The following is a 21,576-nucleotide window of genomic DNA, read 5'->3' on the forward strand; positions in this document are numbered from 1 at the left end:
TTTTCTTAAAAAAGAGTAATTCCACAGTCTTAACGTCCACTTGATCGGACAAAAATAGTTGGTTGGAACATGAAACGAGGTAAAACCTAACCAGCTTTTTTTATTATATTTAAATTACTTACTAGGCGCGCTTATCTACTCGCCATGGTGGATTAAGCCTGTTTTTCCCCGCCCAATACAGTTTGATTTTATTACCTGATGGATCGTGCAATATTGCTTCACGCCACAGATAACTTTGATCTGTTGGCTCTTGATAAAACTCGATGCCAATAGATTTTAAATCAGATACCCACTGATCAAGTTTTTCATGCTCAAAATAGATTACTACGCCATTTAAAAAAACTACCAGTTTCTAATAAAAGTGAAAAGGTTGAGTTTCCGTCAGGACATTCAAAACGGGCATAATGGGGAGTATCGACAATTTGGGTAAAACCTAGTTTTAAATAAAACTCAGTCGCTTTATCCATGTGTTTAACTGGCAATGTAACTTGATTAAGATTCACGAAACCTCCTTGTGTGCCTAACGAGACTGTAGAATAACTCGTTTTAATTTATTTTTATTGATGGATAAACCATAGCTGAGTTCCTATTTCGGTTCAATCAATTACTGTACTTTTACGCAGCATACAAAGAAGTTTTTTGATATCGTTTTAATTAGTATTTTAGAAAGGACTACGGGTGTTTAAGTGGCTTTTATTTAGGTTAAAAGGGCTTTCCCTTCTCAATGCATCGTGTACACAGCCCTTCTATATAATAAACAAAGCAGTACAATTGCCATCGACCTACTGACTTTCTCTTTTTACTTTCATCTTGCTAATGTAGCTCAGTTTTTACGTGATTCATTATTTATAAAACCCACTTGCCATCATGATCTAATTGACAATTTCCGTAACAGTTAGGATGGGTGTCAACGCTATTTGTTACCTACACAAAACCTTAATTTTAGTAACTTTACAGCCTCGTAGAGTAAAACAATAGGCATTGTATAAACTGGCCAGATAGCAACTTGCATTAAACTAGAACCACAATCCCCATTACCATAACGCAAAATTTCTAACCCCGAAGGAATACATGCAAGCACGAGTATTGTGATTGGAATATGCAACCGTTTAACTTTTTGAAAATACCTAATAATCGTTGCAATAATACTAACGACAAGAGATATAAAAAGTAAATTAATTGAATCGTTCCAATTTTCCTCATAACCAACACCACTAAAACACGCATACGAATGCGAGGAAAACATTAAAAATAGTAGCGTGACTCCAAACTTCATGTAATACCTAACGAGCCTGTAGATTAACTCGTTTTTTATTTGTTTTTATTGATAAACAAACCATAGCTGAGTTTCTATTTTGGTTCAATCGATTACTGTATTTTATGCAGAATATAAAGCGGGAATTTGGTGTTGTTTTAATTGGCGTTTTGGACGGGATTACGGGTACTTGAGTGGCTTTTATTTAGAGTAAGAGGGCTTACCCTTCTTAATGCATCGTGTTTTGCAGCTTTTCTATATTATGAACAAGGCAATACAGTTGCCATTGCGCATTCACTTTTGTTTGACCCCGTAAGGTCAATTTATTCACTGTGATATTCCGCTTTTTATTTAAAGGAAAGCCGGTTCAATACAGCCGAATCGTTTGCCATTATTTATAAAAACTCACTCTTCACACTGTTTTTGTTGGCTTTTTTCGTAATAATTAGGATGGGTATCATCCTAATTGCCATTTACATGATCACCACTGGAATATCCCAGTTAGTTTGGTCACTACCTCCAATTCCTTGATATTTTGCATTGTCCTCAACTCCTTTAACTATGCTTGAAGCTTTAATATTTGGATGCTTTTTAGAAACTATATCAAGGTCTATTTGCGACTGATCACTGTAGTTGACCTGTACCCCTGTAACCGTGAGCCCCATACTATCCGTTTGAATGAAGTCAAAGTTACCTAAATATGTTGCTTTACCTGACTCTATTTTAAACTCGATTGAGATAGGGCTGGCTGGATTTATATGTGCATAACCACTGTGAACTCCCCAGCGCCATACTTTATAATCACCTTCAGGTAATTCAATAGCAAAAACCTCTCCTTTACGGTTTAAATGAGAGAAGTCACCCTTAGGAGGTATTGGGATTAAAGCTACTCCTTCACCAAATTGAATTTCACCGCGAATCTGATTGTCAATTCCATGGTAATAAACAGAATAGCCAGAATAACTTCCTTTATAACTAACCGAAGAAATTAATACACCATTACCAGATTTTTGGTTAAGCGCATAATCATTCTTAATCGTCTTAGTTGAAGCACAGCCAGTTAAAACTAGAGACAGTAAAATTAAGCTAAAAAATTTATTCATATACACTCTACATTTTTACGAATTTGAATATTATTTCCTTCAACCACATGATCTTTTAATTTTTTAGCCATATATGCCACATCCTTGATTGGAAGCCTAACGCCCTTGTTAACAGGAGCTTCTAATTGGAACAATTAAGTTGATAACCAAACCAAGACCAAAGCTTCCTGTTGAACAGCTCGTTAGCAGGGCTCATATCCGTTATTTATCTTTGATTCTTTTCATTTCGTTTAACTGATACTGCTTTATTTCTGGAGTATCAAAAGAATATTTAGGCTCATCATTAGATGTTTTTAAATGTGCCCAATTAGTATTACCTTTCATATTTTTTACGTCGCTCAGTTTTACTTTATTCATAAAATTATTTCCTTTCTTTTGGCTTTTTAAACTCTTTTAATTCTTCTTCAGTTGGAATTGATGAATCTGGATCATTTAGAGCGGACTCCAAAATTTCAGACTCACTGATTTTTTCAACCTCAGATTTACTAGTTTTACCTTTTGACTTTTTAAGCTGCTCAAAACTTACTTTAACGATTGTCATTTAAACCACCTTTGCATAAGGTTTAAGAAAACCTCTTTCATAAGACTTTCTTTCTCTAGAATTAGCCTTTCTAGCTGATATTAAGCGAATTGTCCCACCAGAATCTCTTTCTGTATAAATTACGAATAAAATACCATATTCAGTTGTTCCAATTGTTTGAAATCTCGATTCATTATAATCATGTCTAGTATCCTCTCGTTCTATCCTTTTCTCATCAAGAAAAATATGAATAGCATCAGCAAAGTCAATTTTGTGCTTTGCCAAATTAGTCGCGTTTTTCACCTCATCCCACTCAAAATCCATTTTATTTCTCCTATTTAAATATTTAACAATGCGATGCCTGCTAATAATTTAGTCTACGACATTTGTCGTTTTACAATGGTTTTACCCTAGCTATAAAATAAGTATTTGTAAACAGCTAGTTCCGTCTCAACTTTTCTAAATGCAGCAAAAACCCCAAATTATGGAGGTCAGTAATATCAGGCAAATTGCTGTTTAGTTACACAAGTTGATTATTAGTTAAGTGGTTATATTTTAAATACCTGTGTTTAAACTAATAACGCGTTCACCCTTAAACTCGTAACTCGTTATTGCTTATAAAATTAGTTAAAAATCACAATCTACTTCTATTGAATCCTTATTAATTTTACTTCATATTAAATATTCTTATTTTTTACTTATTATACTGTTATGTCATTTTTAAAATTTAGCCAAGCACTTATTTTTACCCTTGCGAGTACCCTATCGCTTACAAGCCATGCAGCGCTTGATAAAAACGAGCGTGAAATAGTAAAACAGGTCGATAAAAATATTCCCCAAGCACTTAAAGAAATAGAGCAAGCCGTAAATATTAATAGCGGTTCGCTTAATATTGAAGGTGTAAAAAAGGTGGGCGCTATTGCGAGCGAGCAACTAAAAGCCATTGGTTTTAAAGTAGAATGGCTGGATGGCAGTGCGTTTAACCGCGCAGGCCACGTATTAGCAACCCATGAGAGCAATGATCCCAATGCAATAAAAATACTGATGATCGGCCATCTAGATACGGTATTTGCCAAAAACGATAACTTTACCACTTATAAAAAGCTTGATGCCAATACAGCCAGTGGCCCAGGCGTTGCCGATATGAAAGGCGGTAACACGATAATAATTACCGCACTTAAAAGCTTACAATCCCTTAATTTGCTCGAAAATGTAAGCATAAAAGTATTACTTACAGGCGATGAAGAAAGCAGCGGTCGCCCGCTTAGCTTATCTAAACAAGCTATTGTTGATGCCGCAATTTGGGCTGACGTAGCGCTTGGCTATGAAAATGGCGACAACAATATTAAAACAGCGATGGCGGCGCGCCGTGGTTATACCGGCTGGACGCTAAACGTAACGGCAAATGCTGCACATTCGTCGCAAATATTTAGCGAAAGCGTTGGTTATGGCGCTATTTACGAGGCATCGCGTATTTTAAATGATTTTAGGGAGCAACTTGCCACGCAACCTAATTTAACATTTAATCCTGGGCTTATTGTAGGTGGTACAAATGCCGACTACGACAGTGCTAATTCGTCAGCAACGGCGTTTGGTAAAAGTAATGTAATAGCACAAACCGTGCATGTAGCAGGTGATTTACGCGCACTTTCACCAAAACAGGTAGAAAACGCAAAAAGATCAATGCTACTCATTGCTAGCAACAGTTTAAACGGTAGTAAAGCTGAACTTATTTTTGAAGATGGTTACCCGCCAATGGCATTAACTGATGGCAATAAAATGCTATTAGAATTATACAGCGACGCAAGCCACGACTTAGGCTTTAACAAAGTAGTAGCCGCCAATCCTCGCAATGCGGGTGCGGCTGATATTTCGTTTGCGGCAAATCATGTTGATATGGCACTTGATGGTTTAGGCTTGATGGGCAGCGGTGCGCACACTAAAAACGAAACAGCCGATTTAACCAGCCTTGATAAAAACATTAAAAAAACGGCATTACTCATTTATAGATTAGGGAAGTTATAAACACCTTTAAATTGGTTCTAATCGGTTAGCCGCAACTTGCATTGCAAACTTACGCAGTGCTTTAAGTTGCGGGCTTTCACTTTGCCAATAATGCCAGTACAAGGGCGTATCAATATAATACTCTGGAAATAAGTCAACTAACTCCCCTTTTTGCAGGGAATCACCAAGCTGCAAAGTCGGCAATAAGCCATAGCCTAGGCCTGCTATCATGGCTTGTTTAAACCCTTCTGATGAGGGATATATATGTATATACTCTGGCGTTGAGCCGTTAATATCGGCTAAAAACTGGTGCTGTAGCTTGTCATATTCACTAAAAACTAAACAAGGTACCTGCGCCAATTGCGTAAGCGAAGTGAGGTTATGCTGTTTAATAAAGTGAGGACTCGCAATTGCCTTGTAACGTATAGCACCTAATGGGCTCGCTAACCCGCCATTTACAGGCTCAGAAGATGAGCTAATACATACCATTACCTCGCCGTCTTTCATTCTTTTATGGGCGATGGATTGATCCTCTGAGATCACTTCAAATCTAAATTTACAATCAGATTCTGTATCTAGTATGGCAAGGGCTTCTGGCAACCATGTAGCTAGTGAGTCAGCATTGGCAGCCAACTTTACACTAAGAGGTGTGTTTAAGCTGGAGTGCTCGTTAAGTGCATCTACGTTTAAAGCAACTTCTAGCTGCAGGACTTGTTGTAAATGATTAAGTAAACGCTTGCCAAGAGCGGTTGGGCGCGGTGGCTGCGTTCTAATAATTACAGGCTCTCCAAGTTTGGCTTCGAGTTGATGAATACGCCGACTTACTGCCGATTGCGTAATAAATAGCTTTTTAGAGGCTTTTTCAAACCCGCCTTCACTAATAACCGCTGACAGTGCATTGAGTAGTTGATAATCAATCATGAGTTTTACGCATATAACCCTAAATATATTCATTGGATTTGTAACAGAGTACCCCCTACTCTGCAAGGCATTGAATGATTGAGTGGATTTAAAGTATGTCGTTTTTATCGGGTGTGATGCTGGGGCTAAGTTTAATTATTGCCATTGGCGCGCAAAATATTTGGATTTTAAGCCAATGCATGGCTGGCGCTAATCGGTTTGTTTTAGCCACGGTATGCATTATTTGCGACGCGACTCTTATTTTAATAGGTGTATTTGCAGCAAATGAATTACAGCAGTTATTACCAGGATTACTGCCTTGGTTAACATGGGGCGGTATTGCGATGCTATTGTACTTAGCGTATGGATCTGCAATGCGAGCGATTAAAGGGACTTCGGGTTTAAAAATAAGCCAAGTAGAAAAAGTAAGCTGGTGGAGTACTGCCCTTTCGGCCTTTGCAATCAGTTTGCTAAATCCACATGTGTATTTAGATACCGTGTTATTACTTGGCAATATTGGCGCTTTACAACCAAACCCAATGCATTTTGCACTTGGTGCTTGTGTTGGGTCAATAATTTGGTTCAGCACTTTAGTGCTTTTTGCACCTAAACTTAAAAGTATATTAAGCTCATCATTAAGATGGCGAATATTTGATACCACAATTGCAGTTATATTATGTTTTGTGGCGTTTGGGCTTTATAACGTACCTAGCCAATAATAAAAAAGCAGCGACTCTTAACAAGCGCTGCTTTAGTTTCATCTGCTCAGGCTAATGCATTTTTACTGCTAGCCTTAAGTTTATAAGTTAAGACATTATTTTAAACAGTAAATCTCTAACTGTTGCAGGCTCAAATGGTTTATCACAAATGGCATCAACGCCAGCTTGAGCAATATTGGCTAAGTGAGTGTCGTTTGCTTCTGAACTCACCATTAAAATAGGGATATGTGAGTAGGTGTTTGACCCTCTGACGGTTTCGGTTAGCTCTTTTCCATCCATTTCAGGCATATTATAATCAGTAACAATCAAATCGAATGACTGTGTATTTAATTGTTCGATGGCTTGTTTGCCATCTTCAGCTTCTACTGGTGCTGGGATCCCCATCCCCGCGAGTACGCGAATAATGTGTTTACGCGCAAAGCGACTGTCATCAACTACAAGTACACGTAATAAAGTAATATCAAAGTGTTCAAGCTCAACTTCTTCTTCACTAATAATATCTAAAGTAGCTTTAAGTGCGCGCGTGATAGCTTCAGCACTAAATGGTTTAGGCAAAATAGCTAATACACCCGACTGCCTTAACTGCTCTAAGTACTTTTTGTTACGCTCACTCGACACCAACATAAATGCTTGGTTTTCTGTTAGTGGATTTGATCTGATTTTTTGTAGTAAGGAGTCAGCGGTACCGTCTGAAAAGTACATACTACTAATAACTAAATCAGGCTGGTAACTATTAAGCATTGTTAGCGCTTGTTCTTGCGATGTTGCTTTTTCAACCTGCTTTACACCACACTGAGTCAGTGATTTTATAATAAGCTTTTGTTGAACATCTGAAGGCTCTACTAATAATATTGATAAGTTTGCTATTGCTGTTAAATCACTCATTTACATCTCTTCAGTGTTGTTATGTTTACAGTATGACGATTAATTTATAAGTTAAGATTATAGATCAACAATGTACAAGCGAAGGAGAAATACTTTATAAAATTGTAAAATAAATATAAATAGCGTATTTATCACACATAATCACCAACTTAATTTAGTTATTTTGAATATACTCAAGCGCAGTCATTTTTTTATAACTCACATTAGGGTGTAAAATGTGTGCCGGCTCGGGGTCTACAACTTCAATGGGAATGTTGTAATCACGCGCTATTTCTATCGCCATTTGCGTAATATTAACGCTAAACGAAGTCCCCATAAATACAATTTTATCGGCATTACTCATGCGTTTTTGCGCTTCGCTAATTCTATAAAGCTCGGTGTAGTACTCATCAAACAATAAAACAAAGGGTTTAAAAGAATAATTAAGCTCAGGTGATCGGTTTTTAATATTAAACACTTCAAATAAGGAGTCGTGCAGGCAGCTTTCATCTACCTTTTCCCACGAAGCGGCAAACGGGGTTACATCATCGCCTTGATGGTGAAATAGCGTCATTTGATCGAGCCGGCCATGAATAGCAATGTAATTTTTATTACCTGCTTTGCCATCAAGCCCATCTATATTTTGAGTAATTAGGTTTTTATCACTCAGCCAATAGTGTACGTCGTTTGGACCATGATTGCGATACGTTGCAAAGCGATGGTAATACCACGCTAAAAACTCTTTCGGTGCGTTTTGATACATTGCGCGCGTTGCCATTTCCATAGGCGTATAATTTTTACTGCCGATGGTCCAGTAACCATCCTCCCCTCTAAAGGTTGGAATACCGCTGGCTGCGCTTACTCCAGCTCCTGTGATGTAAAGAGTGTTCACTTTTCAACCTCGTAACCGAGTACGTTAGCGCTTACTTGCTGACTGTTATCTATACCACCAATTCGATATAAAACCCCACTGTGCTCAAGTAAACCACGATGATCCATGCTCTTTACTTCAACTGGGGATAAAATCTGCCATTCGTTTTTTGATACTAAAGCGCCAAACATGGTCACTTGCAGGTGCAGGTTTGCCGTCGTAACCTATTGCGCTGTAGTTATATGGGTTATTAGAGCCTGCCATCATATAAATATTGCCATTATAGCTGGTGGCTGCCATTCGGTAGTGAGCAGTGCCTGTTGGATGTGGCAATGTGCGCCAGTCTATTTTTTGTGGATTAGTTGAATCTATTGTGCCTTTTAAGCACTGTGCTACACCTGCAAACGAGCGACGCGAATCAGGGTTAGCTTGTGTTTTAACACCATCACACACAACAATTGTATTGCCGCTAATTGCTGCCGCTTGACCAAATACGGGATCACCTAAAAATGGTGAGGCTTGCTCCCATGTATTATTTTGCGTGTCGTATACTTGTACTAAATTTACGTTGCCGTCGTTATGCCAACCGCTAATTAAATAAATGTAACGCGCTTTGTAGCTCAGCGCTACGCTATCGTCTACGGGTACTGGCATGCTTGCAAGATGAGTGTAGGTATCTTTTATTACGTCGTACCTATATACGTCGGGGCTTGAAACTTCAGTATGATCCTCTGCAACTGTATAGCCGCCAAACACATAGGCGTATTCACCTAAACCGACTGCGGTACTTGCTAAGCGCCCTTTTAATGGCAAGCTTGAAGGCACACCAGTTTTAGATTGCCACTGTGAATCGCCAACTTTAAGCGCCCACACTTTGTTATGCACTGACGAGTACTGTTTATCGCGGCCTAATCCCATAAAACTTAAAAAATAAGGCTGATTTTTAATAATAACTTTAGCCACAGCATTATTTGCAACAGGCTCAGGTAAAGCAGGAAGACTTGCTAACGCAAGCGAAAAAAGAAGGCTCATAAGACAAATAATTTAATAAGGATTAATACTCTCAGATTAAATTATTTTGCCCTTAGAGCCAGCGCTTAGCATCTAAATAATCAAATGCTTTAAACTTAATATAAGTTAATAAGCAACACTGATACGTTGGTTTAAGTGTGCAGCTTTTTGTGCTTCGTCAACTAATGCTATTGCATAATCAGTGACTGATATTTTGCTTTCACCAGCTTCATTTGTAAAAAACTGATCTCCGCCAATACGATAAGGACCTTCACTTTCAGCAGGATAAATTACTGCAGCAGGGCTTACAAAAGTCCACGAAGCAGAACTAGTCGTCGTTTTAAATACATTTAATGCTTCACCTTGTGCGAGTGCTTCATCTTTGTAATCTGCAGGGAATTCAGGTGTTGATACAAGTGTTACCCCAGGTGCAACCTCTAAGCTACCCGCACCACCTACCCAAATCAAACGTGTGCTTGTTCCATTTAAAGCTGTTAATAAACGCTCTGCGGTTTGTGCAACTAATTCATGATTACCTACTGCACGTCCCCCCACTGAAGCAATAAGTACATCTATACCTTTAAGTACTGAAGCAATATTATCTTGGCTTTGTAAATCAAATACGCGAACGACAGTTGTATTATCTGTTATTTTCGCTGCGTCACGTACAATGCTGACCACTTCTAAACCGCGCTTAGTTGCTTGTTGTACGATTGTGCTGCCAATCCAGCCTGTTGCGCCTAAAACTGCTACTTTCATTATCTGTATCCTATTATTGAGTTAATGAAGTTAGTTTACTTGCACGCTTTTAAGTGATAAACACACTGTTAAGATACATATTAGTTCATAATAAGTTACTAATGGATAAAATTACTGCAATTACAAGCTTTGTAGAAGTTGCCCGCTGTGGCAGCTTTACTAAATCTGCTGAGCACTTAAATCTAAGCCGCTTACAAATTACTCGTCACGTACAAGAAATAGAACAGTGGTTATCGTTGAGATTATTTCATCGCACAACACGTAAAGTAAGTTTAACTATTCAAGGTGAAGAAGCATTAATTTACTGCCAACAAATACTCAGTACAGTCTCTGATTTAAAAAGTCGTGCTCATAGCCATAATAATGAACTAGTTGGTACAATCAGAATTGCATCGCCCATTGGGCTGGGTCAAAATTTATTATTTGAAAGAGTGGAGCAATTTTTACGACTACACCCCAAAACAAATGTTCAGCTTGTACTTTCGGATAACTTATCACAGTTGGTAGACGAACGTGTTGATGTGGCACTGCGCTATATTGAACAACCTGAAGATCAACATATTGCCCGTAAACTAATGCATATTGATGGTGTGTTATGTGCCTCGGCAAACTACTTAGCTGAGTCGCCCCCTTAATTAAACCTCAGGACTTACTAAATCATAATTGCCTAGTGCACAGTAGTGCGACAAAATGGCGAATAATATCGGCAACAAATGATCAAAAAGTTGCAATTAAGGGGAATTTGCAATCAAACGAAATGGGCATTTTAGTTAAAGCGGCAATTAGGGGGATGGGAATTGCTAATATTCCTTGCGATTTAGCAAATAAACACTTAAAAAATGGCGAGCTAGTAGAAGTCTTGCCGCATTATTATTCACCTGGCCATAGCCTATGGGCGGTGTACCTATCACGAAGTTATCAGCAAACGTTAGTACGTACATTTATTGATTTTTTAGCACTCAATTGGCAACAAGATATTAAAAAAAGTAGTTCAGCATAGACATTAAATTAATAAAAATGACTACATAACTTTAGCAACATTTGCGCCTTTAATTTTGTACATAGCTTGATCGGCATACTTAATGAGTTGATGATCAGTTTGTCCATCATTAGGGTAATTGGCAATACCAATACTAGGATAGATATTGAGACTTAATTCATCCAATTGAAATTCAGCCTTAAATTGAGCTAAAATTTTACGCCTAATAACAACACTTTCGGTTGGTGACTTTAAATTATCTAAAATAATTAAAAACTCATCCCCACCTAAACGCCCTACAGTGTCATATTCCCTCATTACATTCGACAGCCTCTGTGCAATGCTATGCAACAACTTATCACCAACGTTATGACCATAAGTATCATTTACAGCTTTAAAGCCATTTATATCAATAAACAGTAGTGAAAAAAATAAATTATCTCGGTGAGCTTTTACAATTACTTTTTGCAATCGATCCATTAATAACGAACGGTTTGGTAAACCCGTTAATGCATCATGCCCTGCCATGTAATAAAGCTGCTCTTCCATCTCTTTTCGCTCGGTAATATCGTGAGCCACTGCAATTCTTACTTGATGTTCTTCAGACCAGCGAACAGACCATAGTATGTGGACTAATTGTCCATTTTTTCTGAGCCAAAGATTTTCAAAACGAGGGTTTATTAACTCTCCTGATAAAAGCGAAGCAATTGCATCGTGCGTTTTTTGATGATCTCCAGAATAGACATAATTAATCATTTTTTTACCAACAACTTCATTGGCTGAATAACCAAAAATTCGCTCAAACGCGGCGCTAACAAAAACAAATGTACCTTGCTTATCTACAACACAAACAGCATCAAGCATTAAATCAAGTACTTCTTGTAAATCCACTAACCCACTTTTTATCATACCTGCTTGCCTCTAGGTTTAATGAAGCTAAATCCAGTATTCGACACCCCTACAACAAAAGCAAAAAATAGCTTTAAAGAAACGATATATTCACTCTCATTTTAATAATGTGCCATCTATATAAATAGCGAGTAATAATTAAGCCTATAACGCATTGCTAAACCATGACAGCTCAAAACTACTTATACTTGATGATTACCTATGAAACAGAGTTAAAATATAGGATCTGTATTTTGCTTTTTCCAATTTAGTAACCAGATAAAATAGCCCCGAGATAGAATGAATTTTAATTCTGAAAGGTCAACTGGCCCAAGACGTTTATTATTTTGAGCGAACTAAACAAATTCCAAAATCAATTTTATTAATAATATAAAGTGCTTTCACATCATTAATTTATGTTAATATCATGTGATAACAGATGCTTTACAAAAACAACGATTGTTTTTGAATTTGGATTGTGTAGGAGACACCTCATTGAAAATATCACAACGCTTTTTATGGCCATTAACCTTTATTTCTCCCTTACTAATGGCTGAGCAATTTGATTACGAAAACCTTGACCTTGATGCCCTAATGGGAATGGATGTTCAAGTCACTTCAGCAATGAAAAGAACTCAATCAGCATTTGATACAGCCTCCTCTATTTATGTTTTAAGTAAAGAGCAAATTACTAACTCTGGTGCTATGTCTGTACCTGAAGCACTAAAAATGGTTCCTGGGCTTATTGTTAGACAACTCGATAATAACCAGTGGGCTATCTCTTCGAGAGGCGTTGCTTCTCGCTTTTCTAGCAAGTTATTAGTCATGATCGATGGCCAAAGTTTATATACACCAAAATTTGCGGCTGTTTATTGGGAAACACTCAATGTTCCTTTGTACGATATTGAACGCATAGAAGTCATTCGAGGGCAAGGTGGGCTTTTATGGGGAAGTAACGCAAATAATGGTGTTATCAATATTATTACTAAAAATAGTATTGATACTCGTGACACATTAGCAACAGCAACCACCGGCAATCAAATAAATGTCGATACAAATTTTCGTTATGGAAACGATATTGGTAATAAAGGCAGTTATCGAATTTATGGCCATGCAAAACATGCAAATGCATCTAAAAAAGGAGCTAGACTCAAACCAAATGATACTACGAAACAATATTCTTTTGGTATACGTGCTGACTATACACCTAATGATGAATTGTCGGGTTTATTTCAAGGCGATGTTACGCATTCAAAATTAGGCCAAAACTACCGAGGTGTAGTTGATGCTACAAATGAAAACATTGCATTTTCTGATGATTTAAAACGTATCGACTCACGTATGATGGCCCGTTTAGAACACAGAATATCAGGCAATGCCAATCAGATGTTACAGGTATCATGGCTCAAACAAAATGGATCTCAAGCCTACATAAAAGAGCATTTCGAATCGATAGATATTGACTACCAAATGAATTTTATTTACCAGTCACTACAGTTTGATTGGGGATTAAACTACCGCTATAACACCATTTCATTTGCACAAAGTGTCTTTTTAGATAGCGATAAAGATTTGGATAACCTTCAGCAGTATGGTGGGCTTATTCAAGCTCAATATAACTTTACCCCTGATACTCTCGATTTTATAATTGGCACTAAATTAGATCATAATGATCTAACAGGGTGGGAAAACCAACCTTCAGCAAGGTTAGTTTACAAACCAATCGAGAATCATCTTGTTTGGAGCGCTATATCCAGAAGTGTACGAATCCCCACGCTTATTGAGTTTAACGATAACTTTAAACTTAATGGAACCAAAGTTATTGATGTACTTGGCACAAGTACAGGGCTGGTAGCTATAGATGAATATCGAATCGCCACTTTTTTAAATGGTAACGATAAAGTGAAATCTGAGAATTATATCTCTCACGAACTAGGTTACCGATTTTCCGATAACGATTGGTCAATAGACTTTTCCGCTTATAACACGCACGGTAAAAACGTAGCGGTTATTAACTTAAATACCCATTTTGAACAATTCTTGCCTGCTCTCGCTCTGTTTCGATCGGGAGAGATCCCACAAGCAGCTCAAGCGCTTACAACAACTCAAATCAACCTTGATTTAATCTCTGTTGGAAAAACAACAGCAAAAGGTTTTGATATTGTTTTATCGTGGCAACCTATGGATACCCTCAGCGCAGAACTTGGGTACAGTTATACAGACTTTAAATATAGTTTACCTTATGATACACGGCCTGTGGTTGGGTTTGATTCAACAAATAGGCAGCTATTTGCAAAAGCAAGTTACACTCTATTTAACGGACACTCTCTGTTTTCTACATTACGAGTAGAAAATTCTAATGCGTATAACACAGATAACTACGCAGCATTAGATTTGACTTGGAATTGGCAGATAAATCAACAGTGGTCAACAGCGCTTTCAGGTAAAAATTTATTAGCTAGTTCTCACATCGAATATGGTAATACACGCGAAACCTATACTATACCCAATTATATTGATGAATCTTTTACATTCACAATTATGACTACGTTTTAAGTTTATAACATGCTCAAGTCAAAAAGTTTAATCCATCGTACCTTAATTATATTTGTATTTTTATTTAGTGCGAATTGTAATGCAATGGAAAAAGAATACATGCTTAAAGCAGGCTTCTTATATAATTTTGCCAGATTTTCTCAATGGCACTCGCTTCCTCAAAAAGACAATTTTTTTACTCTATGCAGCCCTGATAAACACTTTATTGAGTTAGCAAACATTGTTTTAAAAGAACGAATAGTAAAAGAATTACCTTTAAAGAATAAACATATTGCTCTCAACGATATATCGAACGTATCGTGTGATATGCTTTTTATAACCGTCAATACAGTCGCTAATTGGGAAAACCTAAAGGTTTTTCCTTATGACAATATTATGGTTATAGGTGAAACTGAAGGTTTTATTAAAAATGGCGGACACATTAGGTTTTTTCTTTCAAGTGGTAAAATTCGTTTCGAAATAGCGCCTAAAAAGCTTAAAGAAGTAGGTATTACGATGAGTTCAAAAGTATTACGCCTTGCTCGCGTTGTTGATAGATAATGCAATGAAAAAACTATTTTTATTAAACACAATGAGCAAAAAACTTTTAGTCATTTTAATGTGTGTCGCCCTCGTATCAACCGCAACAGTCACAACCGTATTTAGTGCCTATGAAATAAGTAGCGCGAAAGAAGAGCAAGTAAAAAGTTTAGTATCTCTTTCTAAAATGTTGTCCCCTAATATAACGACAGCGCTTATGTTTGACGATGCAGAGGCAATACAAGAACTTATTAACCCACTGCTTATTCGCTCAGATATAGTATCTGTGATTGTGAGTAACTCAGATGGTAAACCACTTGCTATCGCCAATTCTCTGTCTAAAACAGCACAACATAGTATAGAAATAAGTACCGTTTTAGAGCTAGATTCTCATTGCTATGGTGAGCTAAAAATTAGGGCTAATGATAGCTACATTAATGATAGAGTGGCATTTTATAGTAAATTTCTTATTATTTTGATGATATTTACATTTATTGTGAGCTTACTATTATCCTTATTACTCAGACGTCGGTTTTTAAACCCTATATTATATTTGGCACAAACAGCTAACCAAATAACAAAATCGAATGACTATAGCTTACGTGCAAAACAGCTCTCGCAAGATGAGGTAGGCGAACTTACTTCCTGTTTCAACGATATGTTACACACGATTGAACAGCGAGAAGGTTCACTTGAAAATCAAGTTCGGCTTCGTACTAAAGAACTTGAAAATGCAAATTTCCAATTACACCAATATGCATATGAAGATGGCCTTACAGACCTACCTAACAGACGTTACTTTTACGAAAAACTACAAAGTTTAATTAGCAAAAAAATATAACTTTTGCCCTTATTTTTATTGATTTAGATGGCTTCAAAGAAATAAACGACAGTCTCGGGCATGACTATGGCGATTTACTGTTACATCAAGTCGCAGTTAGATTACAAAACTGCATAACAGCTAACGATACTGTAGCAAGACTAGGCGGTGATGAATTTACTCTTATTCTAGAAGGAGTAGACAATCAAGCGAGCGCAAGTAAGGTTGCAAATGCAGTAAAAAGTAGCTTAATGCAGTGTATTCATCTAAAAAAGAAAAGGTGTATGTGACTGCAAGTTTAGGTTTAACTTTTTATCCAACGGATGGGGTAACAGTAGAAGACTTAGTAAAGCGAGCTGATCAAGCAATGTATTTATCTAAACATAAAGGTAGAAACCGCTACGAATTTTTCACTTATGCTATGGAAGAACAAGCAATCGAAAAGCGCCGTTTAATAGAACAAATACATACTGCCCTTAAAAAAAGTCAATTTGAGCTTTATTATCAACCCATTTTTTCTATCAATGGTACATCAGTACCCAAAGCCGAAGCGTTAATACGCTGGAATCACCCTGAGCGAGGTCTAATTGGCCCAAATGAATTTATACCAATCGCTGAAAAGAATGGCTTAATAAGCGATATTGGCCAGTGGGTAAAACTACAAGCAATTAAAGATACTGTTCAATTTAATCTACTTTGTGAAACACCTATACAAATTAGCGTAAATACGTCACCACTTGAGATTGATCGTGCTGGTAATTGGGTAAATGAATGGCTAGAAGCAAGTGAGCAATACAAACTCCCCGCCCATACTATTCTCATAGAAGTTACAGAGAACACTCTAATGGATCCTGATTCTTTAATACAGAGTCAATTAAAGCGACTTAACGCAAAAAATATTGATATAGCAATAGATGATTTTGGTGTCGGTTATTCATCACTTGCCTATCTTCAACGCTTAGATATCGATATCCTAAAAATTGATCACTCTTTTATTAGAGATATAGAAACCAATGAAAACAGCATAGCGCTTATAAAGGCAATAATAACAATGGCACATAATTTAGGTGTAAAGGTTGTCGCTGAAGGGGTAGAAACCCAACATCAGTACTTACTATTAAAACAGTTAGCATGTGATTATATTCAAGGTTATGTATTTTCAAAACCAATCACTAAACAAAGCTTTATTGAAAAGTACGTAAAATCTAAAGTATTACTTTAAAATTAAATACCAGCTCGTATGTGGGTAGTGTCTTTATTACAACCAGCGAGGTACGCGTTTTTTATAATACTGATACTGCTCTGAAAAAGATTGCGATAGATGCTCTTCTTCTACTAAAGTTTGTCTATATAAAGCGGTAACCCCTACAATCAAACATACCAGACTAAATACACACGGCAATGCTAAAAAGAAACCAATTTGAGCCGCTGCAACACCTAAATACATAGGGTTGCGAGAATAGTCATAGAGTCCAGTGGTTTTTAGCTCCTTTGGCCCATTAGGATCTATTCCTGAGCGCCAAAGTGATGCCATATCAAAATGTACAAACATACTTAATATAAACCCAGCACTCAGTAATACATTGCCAAACATGACCCCAGGCCAACCGTTTAAAGGTTCAAATAATACTAAGTAATTATCTAATTCAGGAATAAAAACTCTCACAACACACACAAACCAAATAGCAGCCCTGAAAAATTTAAACGCCATATGGTTCCACCAACTAGAGCAATACTGCTGACCAGGAAAAATAACGCCAGAGGGTGTGATTCGATTCTTATAAATAATTCTATAAGTATAAAATCCCGCAACAAATGTATAGAAAATAGCGAGGTAAATACGTGTAAACTCTATTAAGGATACTGAGTCATCTATAAAGGGTTGATAGTTCATTGAGGGAGCTCACACACATTATTTTTTAGCTAATACTATAAATTAACTTTAGTGTTCATACTGTTAATTAACAAGCAAAGTCAGCTAAATGGGCATAAAAGATTAGAGTAAGTTTACCAATGATACCATGTATTATCCATCCACTTTTCTGCAGAAGTAAAAAAGCCCGAATCGTTAAATTCAGGCTCTCTACAATTTGAAGTCGGTGCGCTACGCAGTAGAATGTCGTGGTGCCCACAGCGGTGGAGGGCCACAGTGAAATGCTACACTATCGTTGTGTCGGGGCGGCCTTCCGCAGGGCTCGCTTTCGAGCTGTTTCGTTTCACTACTGAGTTCGGCATGGGCTCTTGGCTATTTATTAAATCCCAAACAGCAAAAAAACCGTCACATTTCTGTAACGGGTTTCTTTAATTTGAAGTCGGTGCGCTACGCAGTAGGATGTCGTAGTGCCCACAGCGGTGGAGAGCCACAGTGAAATGCTACACTCTCTTTGTGTCGGGAGTCGCTACGCTCGCCCGACCTACGTGATAGGTGTTGATGTGAGTGTATATTAATTACGCGTATTTTACTTTTCTGCAGACGTAAAAAAACCCGACTATTTCTAGTCGGGCTCTCTACAATTTGAAGCCTGGTAATGTCCTACTTTCACATAGCAAATGCTACACTATCATCGGCGCTGTTTCGTTTCACTACTGAGTTCGGCATGGAGTCAGGTGGGTCCAAAACGCTATTGTCACCAAGCAAATATGGTGCAAAGAATTAATGACAAGCACGTAGTGCTACCATTTTCTTTGCGCAAGGTGCCTAAACTTTAACGCTACGCGCTAAGAGTCACCTCTTGAATTTGGAAAATATCTGATAATATTTTTTAAGTCTTTCTAAGTAATATCTACTTTAGTCATATTAACTTCTTCGCGTGTTTCACTATCACATAAAACGCGTTTGGCGTTGTATGGTTAAGCCTCACGGGTAATTAGTACAAGTTAGCTTAATGGCTCACACCACTTCCACATCTTGCCTATCAACGTTGTAGTCTTCAACGGCCCTTCAGAGACTTTAAAAGTCTAGTGAGAACTCATCTCGAGGCCTGCTTCGCGCTTAGATGCTTTCAGCGCTTATCAGTTCCGAACGTAGCTACCGGGCAATGCCATTGGCATGACAACCCGAACACCAGCGGTTCGTTCACTCCGGTCCTCTCGTACTAGGAGCAACCCCTCTCAATTCTCAAACGCCCACGGCAGATAGGGACCGAACTGTCTCACGACGTTCTAAACCCAGCTCGCGTACCACTTTAAATGGCGAACAGCCATACCCTTGGGACCGACTTCAGCCCCAGGATGTGATGAGCCGACATCGAGGTGCCAAACACCGCCGTCGATATGAACTCTTGGGCGGTATCAGCCTGTTATCCCCGGAGTACCTTTTATCCGTTGAGCGATGGCCCTTCCATTCAGAACCACCGGATCACTATGACCTACTTTCGTACCTGCTCGACGTGTCTGTCTCGCAGTTAAGCTGGCTTCTACCATTACACTAACCGTACGATGTCCGACCGTACTTAGCCAACCTTCGTGCTCCTCCGTTACTCTTTAGGAGGAGACCGCCCCAGTCAAACTACCCACCAGGCACTGTCCGTAACCCCGATTCAGGGGCCAACGTTAGAACATCAAAACTACAAGGGTGGTATTTCAAGGTTGACTCCAACAAAACTAGCGTCTCATCTTCAAAGTCTCCCACCTATCCTACACATGTAGGTTCAATGTTCAGTGCCAAGCTGTAGTAAAGGTTCACGGGGTCTTTCCGTCTAGCCGCGGGTACACAGCATCTTCACTGCGATTTCAATTTCACTGAGTCTCGGGTGGAGACAGCGTGGCCATGGTTACACCATTCGTGCAGGTCGGAACTTACCCGACAAGGAATTTCGCTACCTTAGGACCGTTATAGTTACGGCCGCCGTTTACCGGGGCTTCGATCAAGAGCTTCTCCCTAAGGATAACCCCATCAATTAACCTTCCGGCACCGGGCAGGTGTCACACCGTATACGTCATCTTGCGATTTTGCACAGTGCTGTGTTTTTAATAAACAGTCCCAGCCACCTGGTCACTGCGGCTCCCGTCCGCTTAGAGAGCAAGTCTCATCACAGATAGGAGCGTACCTTCTCCCGAAGTTACGGTACGATTTTGCCTAGTTCCTTCACCCGAGTTCTCTCAAGCGCCTTAGTATTCTCTACCTGACCACCTGTGTCGGTTTGGGGTACGATTCCATATAATCTGAAGCTTAGAGGCTTTTCCTGGAAGTATGGCATCAGCAACTTCATCACCGTAGTGACTCGTCTCGTGTCTCAGGTTTAGTGTTCGTCCGGATTTACCTAAACAAACGCCCTACTCACTTTCACATAGACTACCAACGCTATGCTTGCTTAGCCTGCTCCGTCCCCCCATCGCAATTATATCGAGTACAGAAATATTAATCTGTTTCCCATCGACTACGCCTTTCGGCCTCGCCTTAGGGGTCGACTTACCCTACCCTGATTAACATGGGATAGGAACCCTTGGTCTTCCGGCGTGGGAGTTTTTCACTCCCATTATCGTTACTCATGTCAGCATTCGCACTTCTGATACGTCCAGCATACCTCCCGGTACACCTTCAACCGCTTACAGAACGCTCCCCTACCACTCAGAATAAATTCTGAATCCGCAGCTTCGGTGCATAGTTTAGCCCCGTTACATCTTCCGCGCAGACCGACTCGACCAGTGAGCTATTACGCTTTCTTTAAAGGATGGCTGCTTCTAAGCCAACCTCCTGGCTGTCTGGGCCTTTCCACATCGTTTCCCACTTAACTATGACTTTGGGACCTTAGCTGGCGGTCTGGGTTGTTTCCCTCTTCACGACGGACGTTAGCACCCGCCGTGTGTCTCCCGGATATTACTTTACGGTATTCGGAGTTTGCAAAGGGTTGGTAAGTCGGGATGACCCCCTAGCCTTAACAGTGCTCTACCCCCGTAAGTATTCGTCCGAGGCTCTACCTAAATAGATTTCGGGGAGAACCAGCTATCTCCCGGTTTGATTAGCCTTTCACTCCTAGCCACAGGTCATCCCCTAACTTTTCAACGTTAGTGGGTTCGGTCCTCCAGTTGATGTTACTCAACCTTCAACCTGCCCATGGCTAGATCACCGGGTTTCGGGTCTATACCTTGCAACTATTCGCCCAGTTAAGACTCGGTTTCCCTACGGCTACCCTATTCGGTTAACCTCGCTACAAAATATAAGTCGCTGACCCATTATACAAAAGGTACGCAGTCACCCAACAAGTGGGCTCCTACTGCTTGTACGTACACGGTTTCAGGTTCTATTTCACTCCCCTCACAGGGGTTCTTTTCGCCTTTCCCTCACGGTACTGGTTCACTATCGGTCAGTTGGGAGTATTTAGCCTTAGATGATGGTCCACCTATATTCAGTCAAAGTTTCACGTGCTCCGACCTACTCGATTTCACTTAAAATGTCTTTTCATGTACGGGACTATCACCCTGTATCGTGGCACTTTCCAGAGCCTTCCATTAACACATAATAAGCTTAAGGGCTGTTCCGATTTCGCTCGCCGCTACTTTCGGAATCTCGGTTGATTTCTTTTCCTACGGGTACTTAGATGTTTCAGTTCTCCGCGTTCGCCTCGTTAACCTATGTATTCAGTTAACGATACCTGCAAGCAGGTGGGTTTCCCCATTCGGAAATCCTAGTCTCAAGCGCTTTTTACTAGCTTGACTAGGCTTATCGCAAGTTAATACGTCCTTCATCGCCTCCAACTGCCAAGGCATCCACCGTGTACGCTTAGTCACTTAACCATACAACCCAAACGGGTCTTTTTTTGTGACAGTTTAACTTCGCCAGAAGTCAATATTGAATACTAAAGTAGA

General features: G+C 39.0%; 15 protein-coding genes, 2 rRNA genes and 5 pseudogenes. 6 read left to right on the forward strand and 16 right to left on the reverse strand.

The features are described 5' to 3' along the window. Positions 1 to 121: 121 nt before the first annotated feature. From P4S71_RS02690 to P4S71_RS02715, 7 genes and pseudogenes are all read right to left on the reverse strand, one after another. A pseudogene (locus tag P4S71_RS02690) lies at positions 122 to 503 on the reverse strand (VOC family protein). A gap of 410 nt (positions 504 to 913) precedes the next feature. Continuing rightward, the gene (locus tag P4S71_RS02695; RefSeq protein ID WP_337150007.1) at positions 914 to 1,276 is read right to left on the reverse strand and encodes a hypothetical protein; all 363 of its coding nucleotides are present in this window, start codon (positions 1,274 to 1,276) and stop codon (positions 914 to 916) included. Positions 1,277 to 1,484: 208 nt separating this feature from the next. After that, positions 1,485 to 1,642: pseudogene (locus P4S71_RS23035) on the reverse strand (transposase); the annotation flags it as partial. A gap of 86 nt (positions 1,643 to 1,728) precedes the next feature. Continuing rightward, entirely contained in the window at positions 1,729 to 2,358 is a 630-nt protein-coding gene (locus P4S71_RS02700) for a hypothetical protein (RefSeq protein ID WP_337150008.1), read from the reverse strand. Between the two features lie 201 nt (positions 2,359 to 2,559). After that, entirely contained in the window at positions 2,560 to 2,715 is a 156-nt protein-coding gene (locus P4S71_RS02705) for a hypothetical protein (protein WP_337150009.1), read from the reverse strand. Between the two features lie 4 nt (positions 2,716 to 2,719). After that, positions 2,720 to 2,899 carry a hypothetical protein gene (locus P4S71_RS02710; protein ID WP_337150010.1) on the reverse strand — a complete coding sequence of 60 codons (180 nt, stop codon included), beginning with the start codon at positions 2,897 to 2,899 and terminating at the stop codon, positions 2,720 to 2,722. After that, complete coding sequence (locus P4S71_RS02715) at positions 2,900 to 3,202, reverse strand: BrnT family toxin (RefSeq protein WP_337150011.1); 303 nt, start codon at positions 3,200 to 3,202, stop codon at positions 2,900 to 2,902. A gap of 387 nt (positions 3,203 to 3,589) precedes the next feature. On the opposite strand from P4S71_RS02715, the gene P4S71_RS02720 reads away from it, so the two are divergent. Continuing rightward, positions 3,590 to 4,903 (forward strand): M20/M25/M40 family metallo-hydrolase, encoded by a 1,314-nt coding sequence (locus P4S71_RS02720; RefSeq protein WP_337150012.1) that lies wholly within the window; start codon positions 3,590 to 3,592, stop codon positions 4,901 to 4,903. Positions 4,904 to 4,909: 6 nt separating this feature from the next. Here P4S71_RS02720 and P4S71_RS02725 read toward each other — a convergent pair whose 3' ends face one another. Then, positions 4,910 to 5,803: a LysR family transcriptional regulator ArgP gene (locus tag P4S71_RS02725; RefSeq protein ID WP_337150013.1), complete on the reverse strand. Its 894-nt coding sequence runs from the start codon at positions 5,801 to 5,803 to the stop codon at positions 4,910 to 4,912. 95 nt (positions 5,804 to 5,898) lie between these two features. Here P4S71_RS02725 and P4S71_RS02730 point away from each other — a divergent pair, with 95 nt between their 5' ends. Next, positions 5,899 to 6,501, forward strand: coding sequence for a LysE/ArgO family amino acid transporter (locus P4S71_RS02730; RefSeq protein ID WP_337150014.1), 603 nt, complete (start codon positions 5,899 to 5,901; stop codon positions 6,499 to 6,501). A gap of 87 nt (positions 6,502 to 6,588) precedes the next feature. Here the strand turns inward: P4S71_RS02730 and P4S71_RS02735 are convergent, their stop codons facing one another. The 4 genes and pseudogenes from P4S71_RS02735 to P4S71_RS02750 all read right to left on the reverse strand — a co-directional run bounded on the left by P4S71_RS02735 (position 6,589) and on the right by P4S71_RS02750 (position 10,006). Continuing rightward, entirely contained in the window at positions 6,589 to 7,386 is a 798-nt protein-coding gene (locus P4S71_RS02735) for a response regulator transcription factor (RefSeq protein WP_007379040.1), read from the reverse strand. A 154-nt stretch (positions 7,387 to 7,540) separates the two neighbouring features. After that, positions 7,541 to 8,257, reverse strand: coding sequence for an SIR2 family NAD-dependent protein deacylase (locus P4S71_RS02740; protein ID WP_337150015.1), 717 nt, complete (start codon positions 8,255 to 8,257; stop codon positions 7,541 to 7,543). After that, positions 8,254 to 9,268, reverse strand: a pseudogene (locus tag P4S71_RS02745) (Kelch repeat-containing protein). Before P4S71_RS02745 ends, P4S71_RS02740 begins: the two are co-directional and overlap by 4 nt. 105 nt (positions 9,269 to 9,373) lie before the next feature. Beyond that, positions 9,374 to 10,006 (reverse strand): NAD(P)-dependent oxidoreductase, encoded by a 633-nt coding sequence (locus P4S71_RS02750; protein ID WP_337150016.1) that lies wholly within the window; start codon positions 10,004 to 10,006, stop codon positions 9,374 to 9,376. Between the two features lie 101 nt (positions 10,007 to 10,107). Here P4S71_RS02750 and P4S71_RS02755 point away from each other — a divergent pair. Next, a pseudogene (locus tag P4S71_RS02755) lies at positions 10,108 to 11,006 on the forward strand (LysR substrate-binding domain-containing protein). 21 nt (positions 11,007 to 11,027) lie between these two features. Here P4S71_RS02755 and P4S71_RS02760 read toward each other — a convergent pair. Continuing rightward, positions 11,028 to 11,894, reverse strand: a complete 867-nt coding sequence (locus tag P4S71_RS02760) for a diguanylate cyclase domain-containing protein (protein WP_337150017.1) — start codon at positions 11,892 to 11,894, stop codon at positions 11,028 to 11,030. Positions 11,895 to 12,368: 474 nt separating this feature from the next. On the opposite strand from P4S71_RS02760, the gene P4S71_RS02765 reads away from it, so the two are divergent. From P4S71_RS02765 to P4S71_RS02775, 3 genes and pseudogenes are all read left to right on the forward strand, one after another. After that, positions 12,369 to 14,429 carry a TonB-dependent receptor plug domain-containing protein gene (locus tag P4S71_RS02765; RefSeq protein ID WP_337150018.1) on the forward strand — a complete coding sequence of 687 codons (2,061 nt, stop codon included), beginning with the start codon at positions 12,369 to 12,371 and terminating at the stop codon, positions 14,427 to 14,429. A gap of 99 nt (positions 14,430 to 14,528) precedes the next feature. Then, positions 14,529 to 14,969 carry a YfiR family protein gene (locus P4S71_RS02770; protein ID WP_337150169.1) on the forward strand — a complete coding sequence of 147 codons (441 nt, stop codon included), beginning with the start codon at positions 14,529 to 14,531 and terminating at the stop codon, positions 14,967 to 14,969. Between the two features lie 4 nt (positions 14,970 to 14,973). After that, a pseudogene (locus P4S71_RS02775) lies at positions 14,974 to 16,990 on the forward strand (EAL domain-containing protein). A 36-nt stretch (positions 16,991 to 17,026) separates the two neighbouring features. Here P4S71_RS02775 and P4S71_RS02780 read toward each other — a convergent pair. The 3 genes from P4S71_RS02780 to P4S71_RS02790 form a co-directional block, all read right to left on the reverse strand. Beyond that, positions 17,027 to 17,662, reverse strand: a complete 636-nt coding sequence (locus tag P4S71_RS02780; RefSeq protein WP_337150019.1) for a methyltransferase family protein — start codon at positions 17,660 to 17,662, stop codon at positions 17,027 to 17,029. Positions 17,663 to 18,288: 626 nt separating this feature from the next. Further along, positions 18,289 to 18,403 (reverse strand): 5S ribosomal RNA (gene rrf, locus P4S71_RS02785). A gap of 211 nt (positions 18,404 to 18,614) precedes the next feature. Continuing rightward, positions 18,615 to 21,504 (reverse strand): 23S ribosomal RNA (locus P4S71_RS02790). Between the last annotated feature and the right edge of the window lie 72 nt (positions 21,505 to 21,576).

Origin of the sequence: Pseudoalteromonas sp. B62 (assembly GCF_037162565.1) — a bacterium.
Lineage (GTDB): Bacteria > Pseudomonadota > Gammaproteobacteria > Enterobacterales > Alteromonadaceae > Pseudoalteromonas > Pseudoalteromonas fuliginea.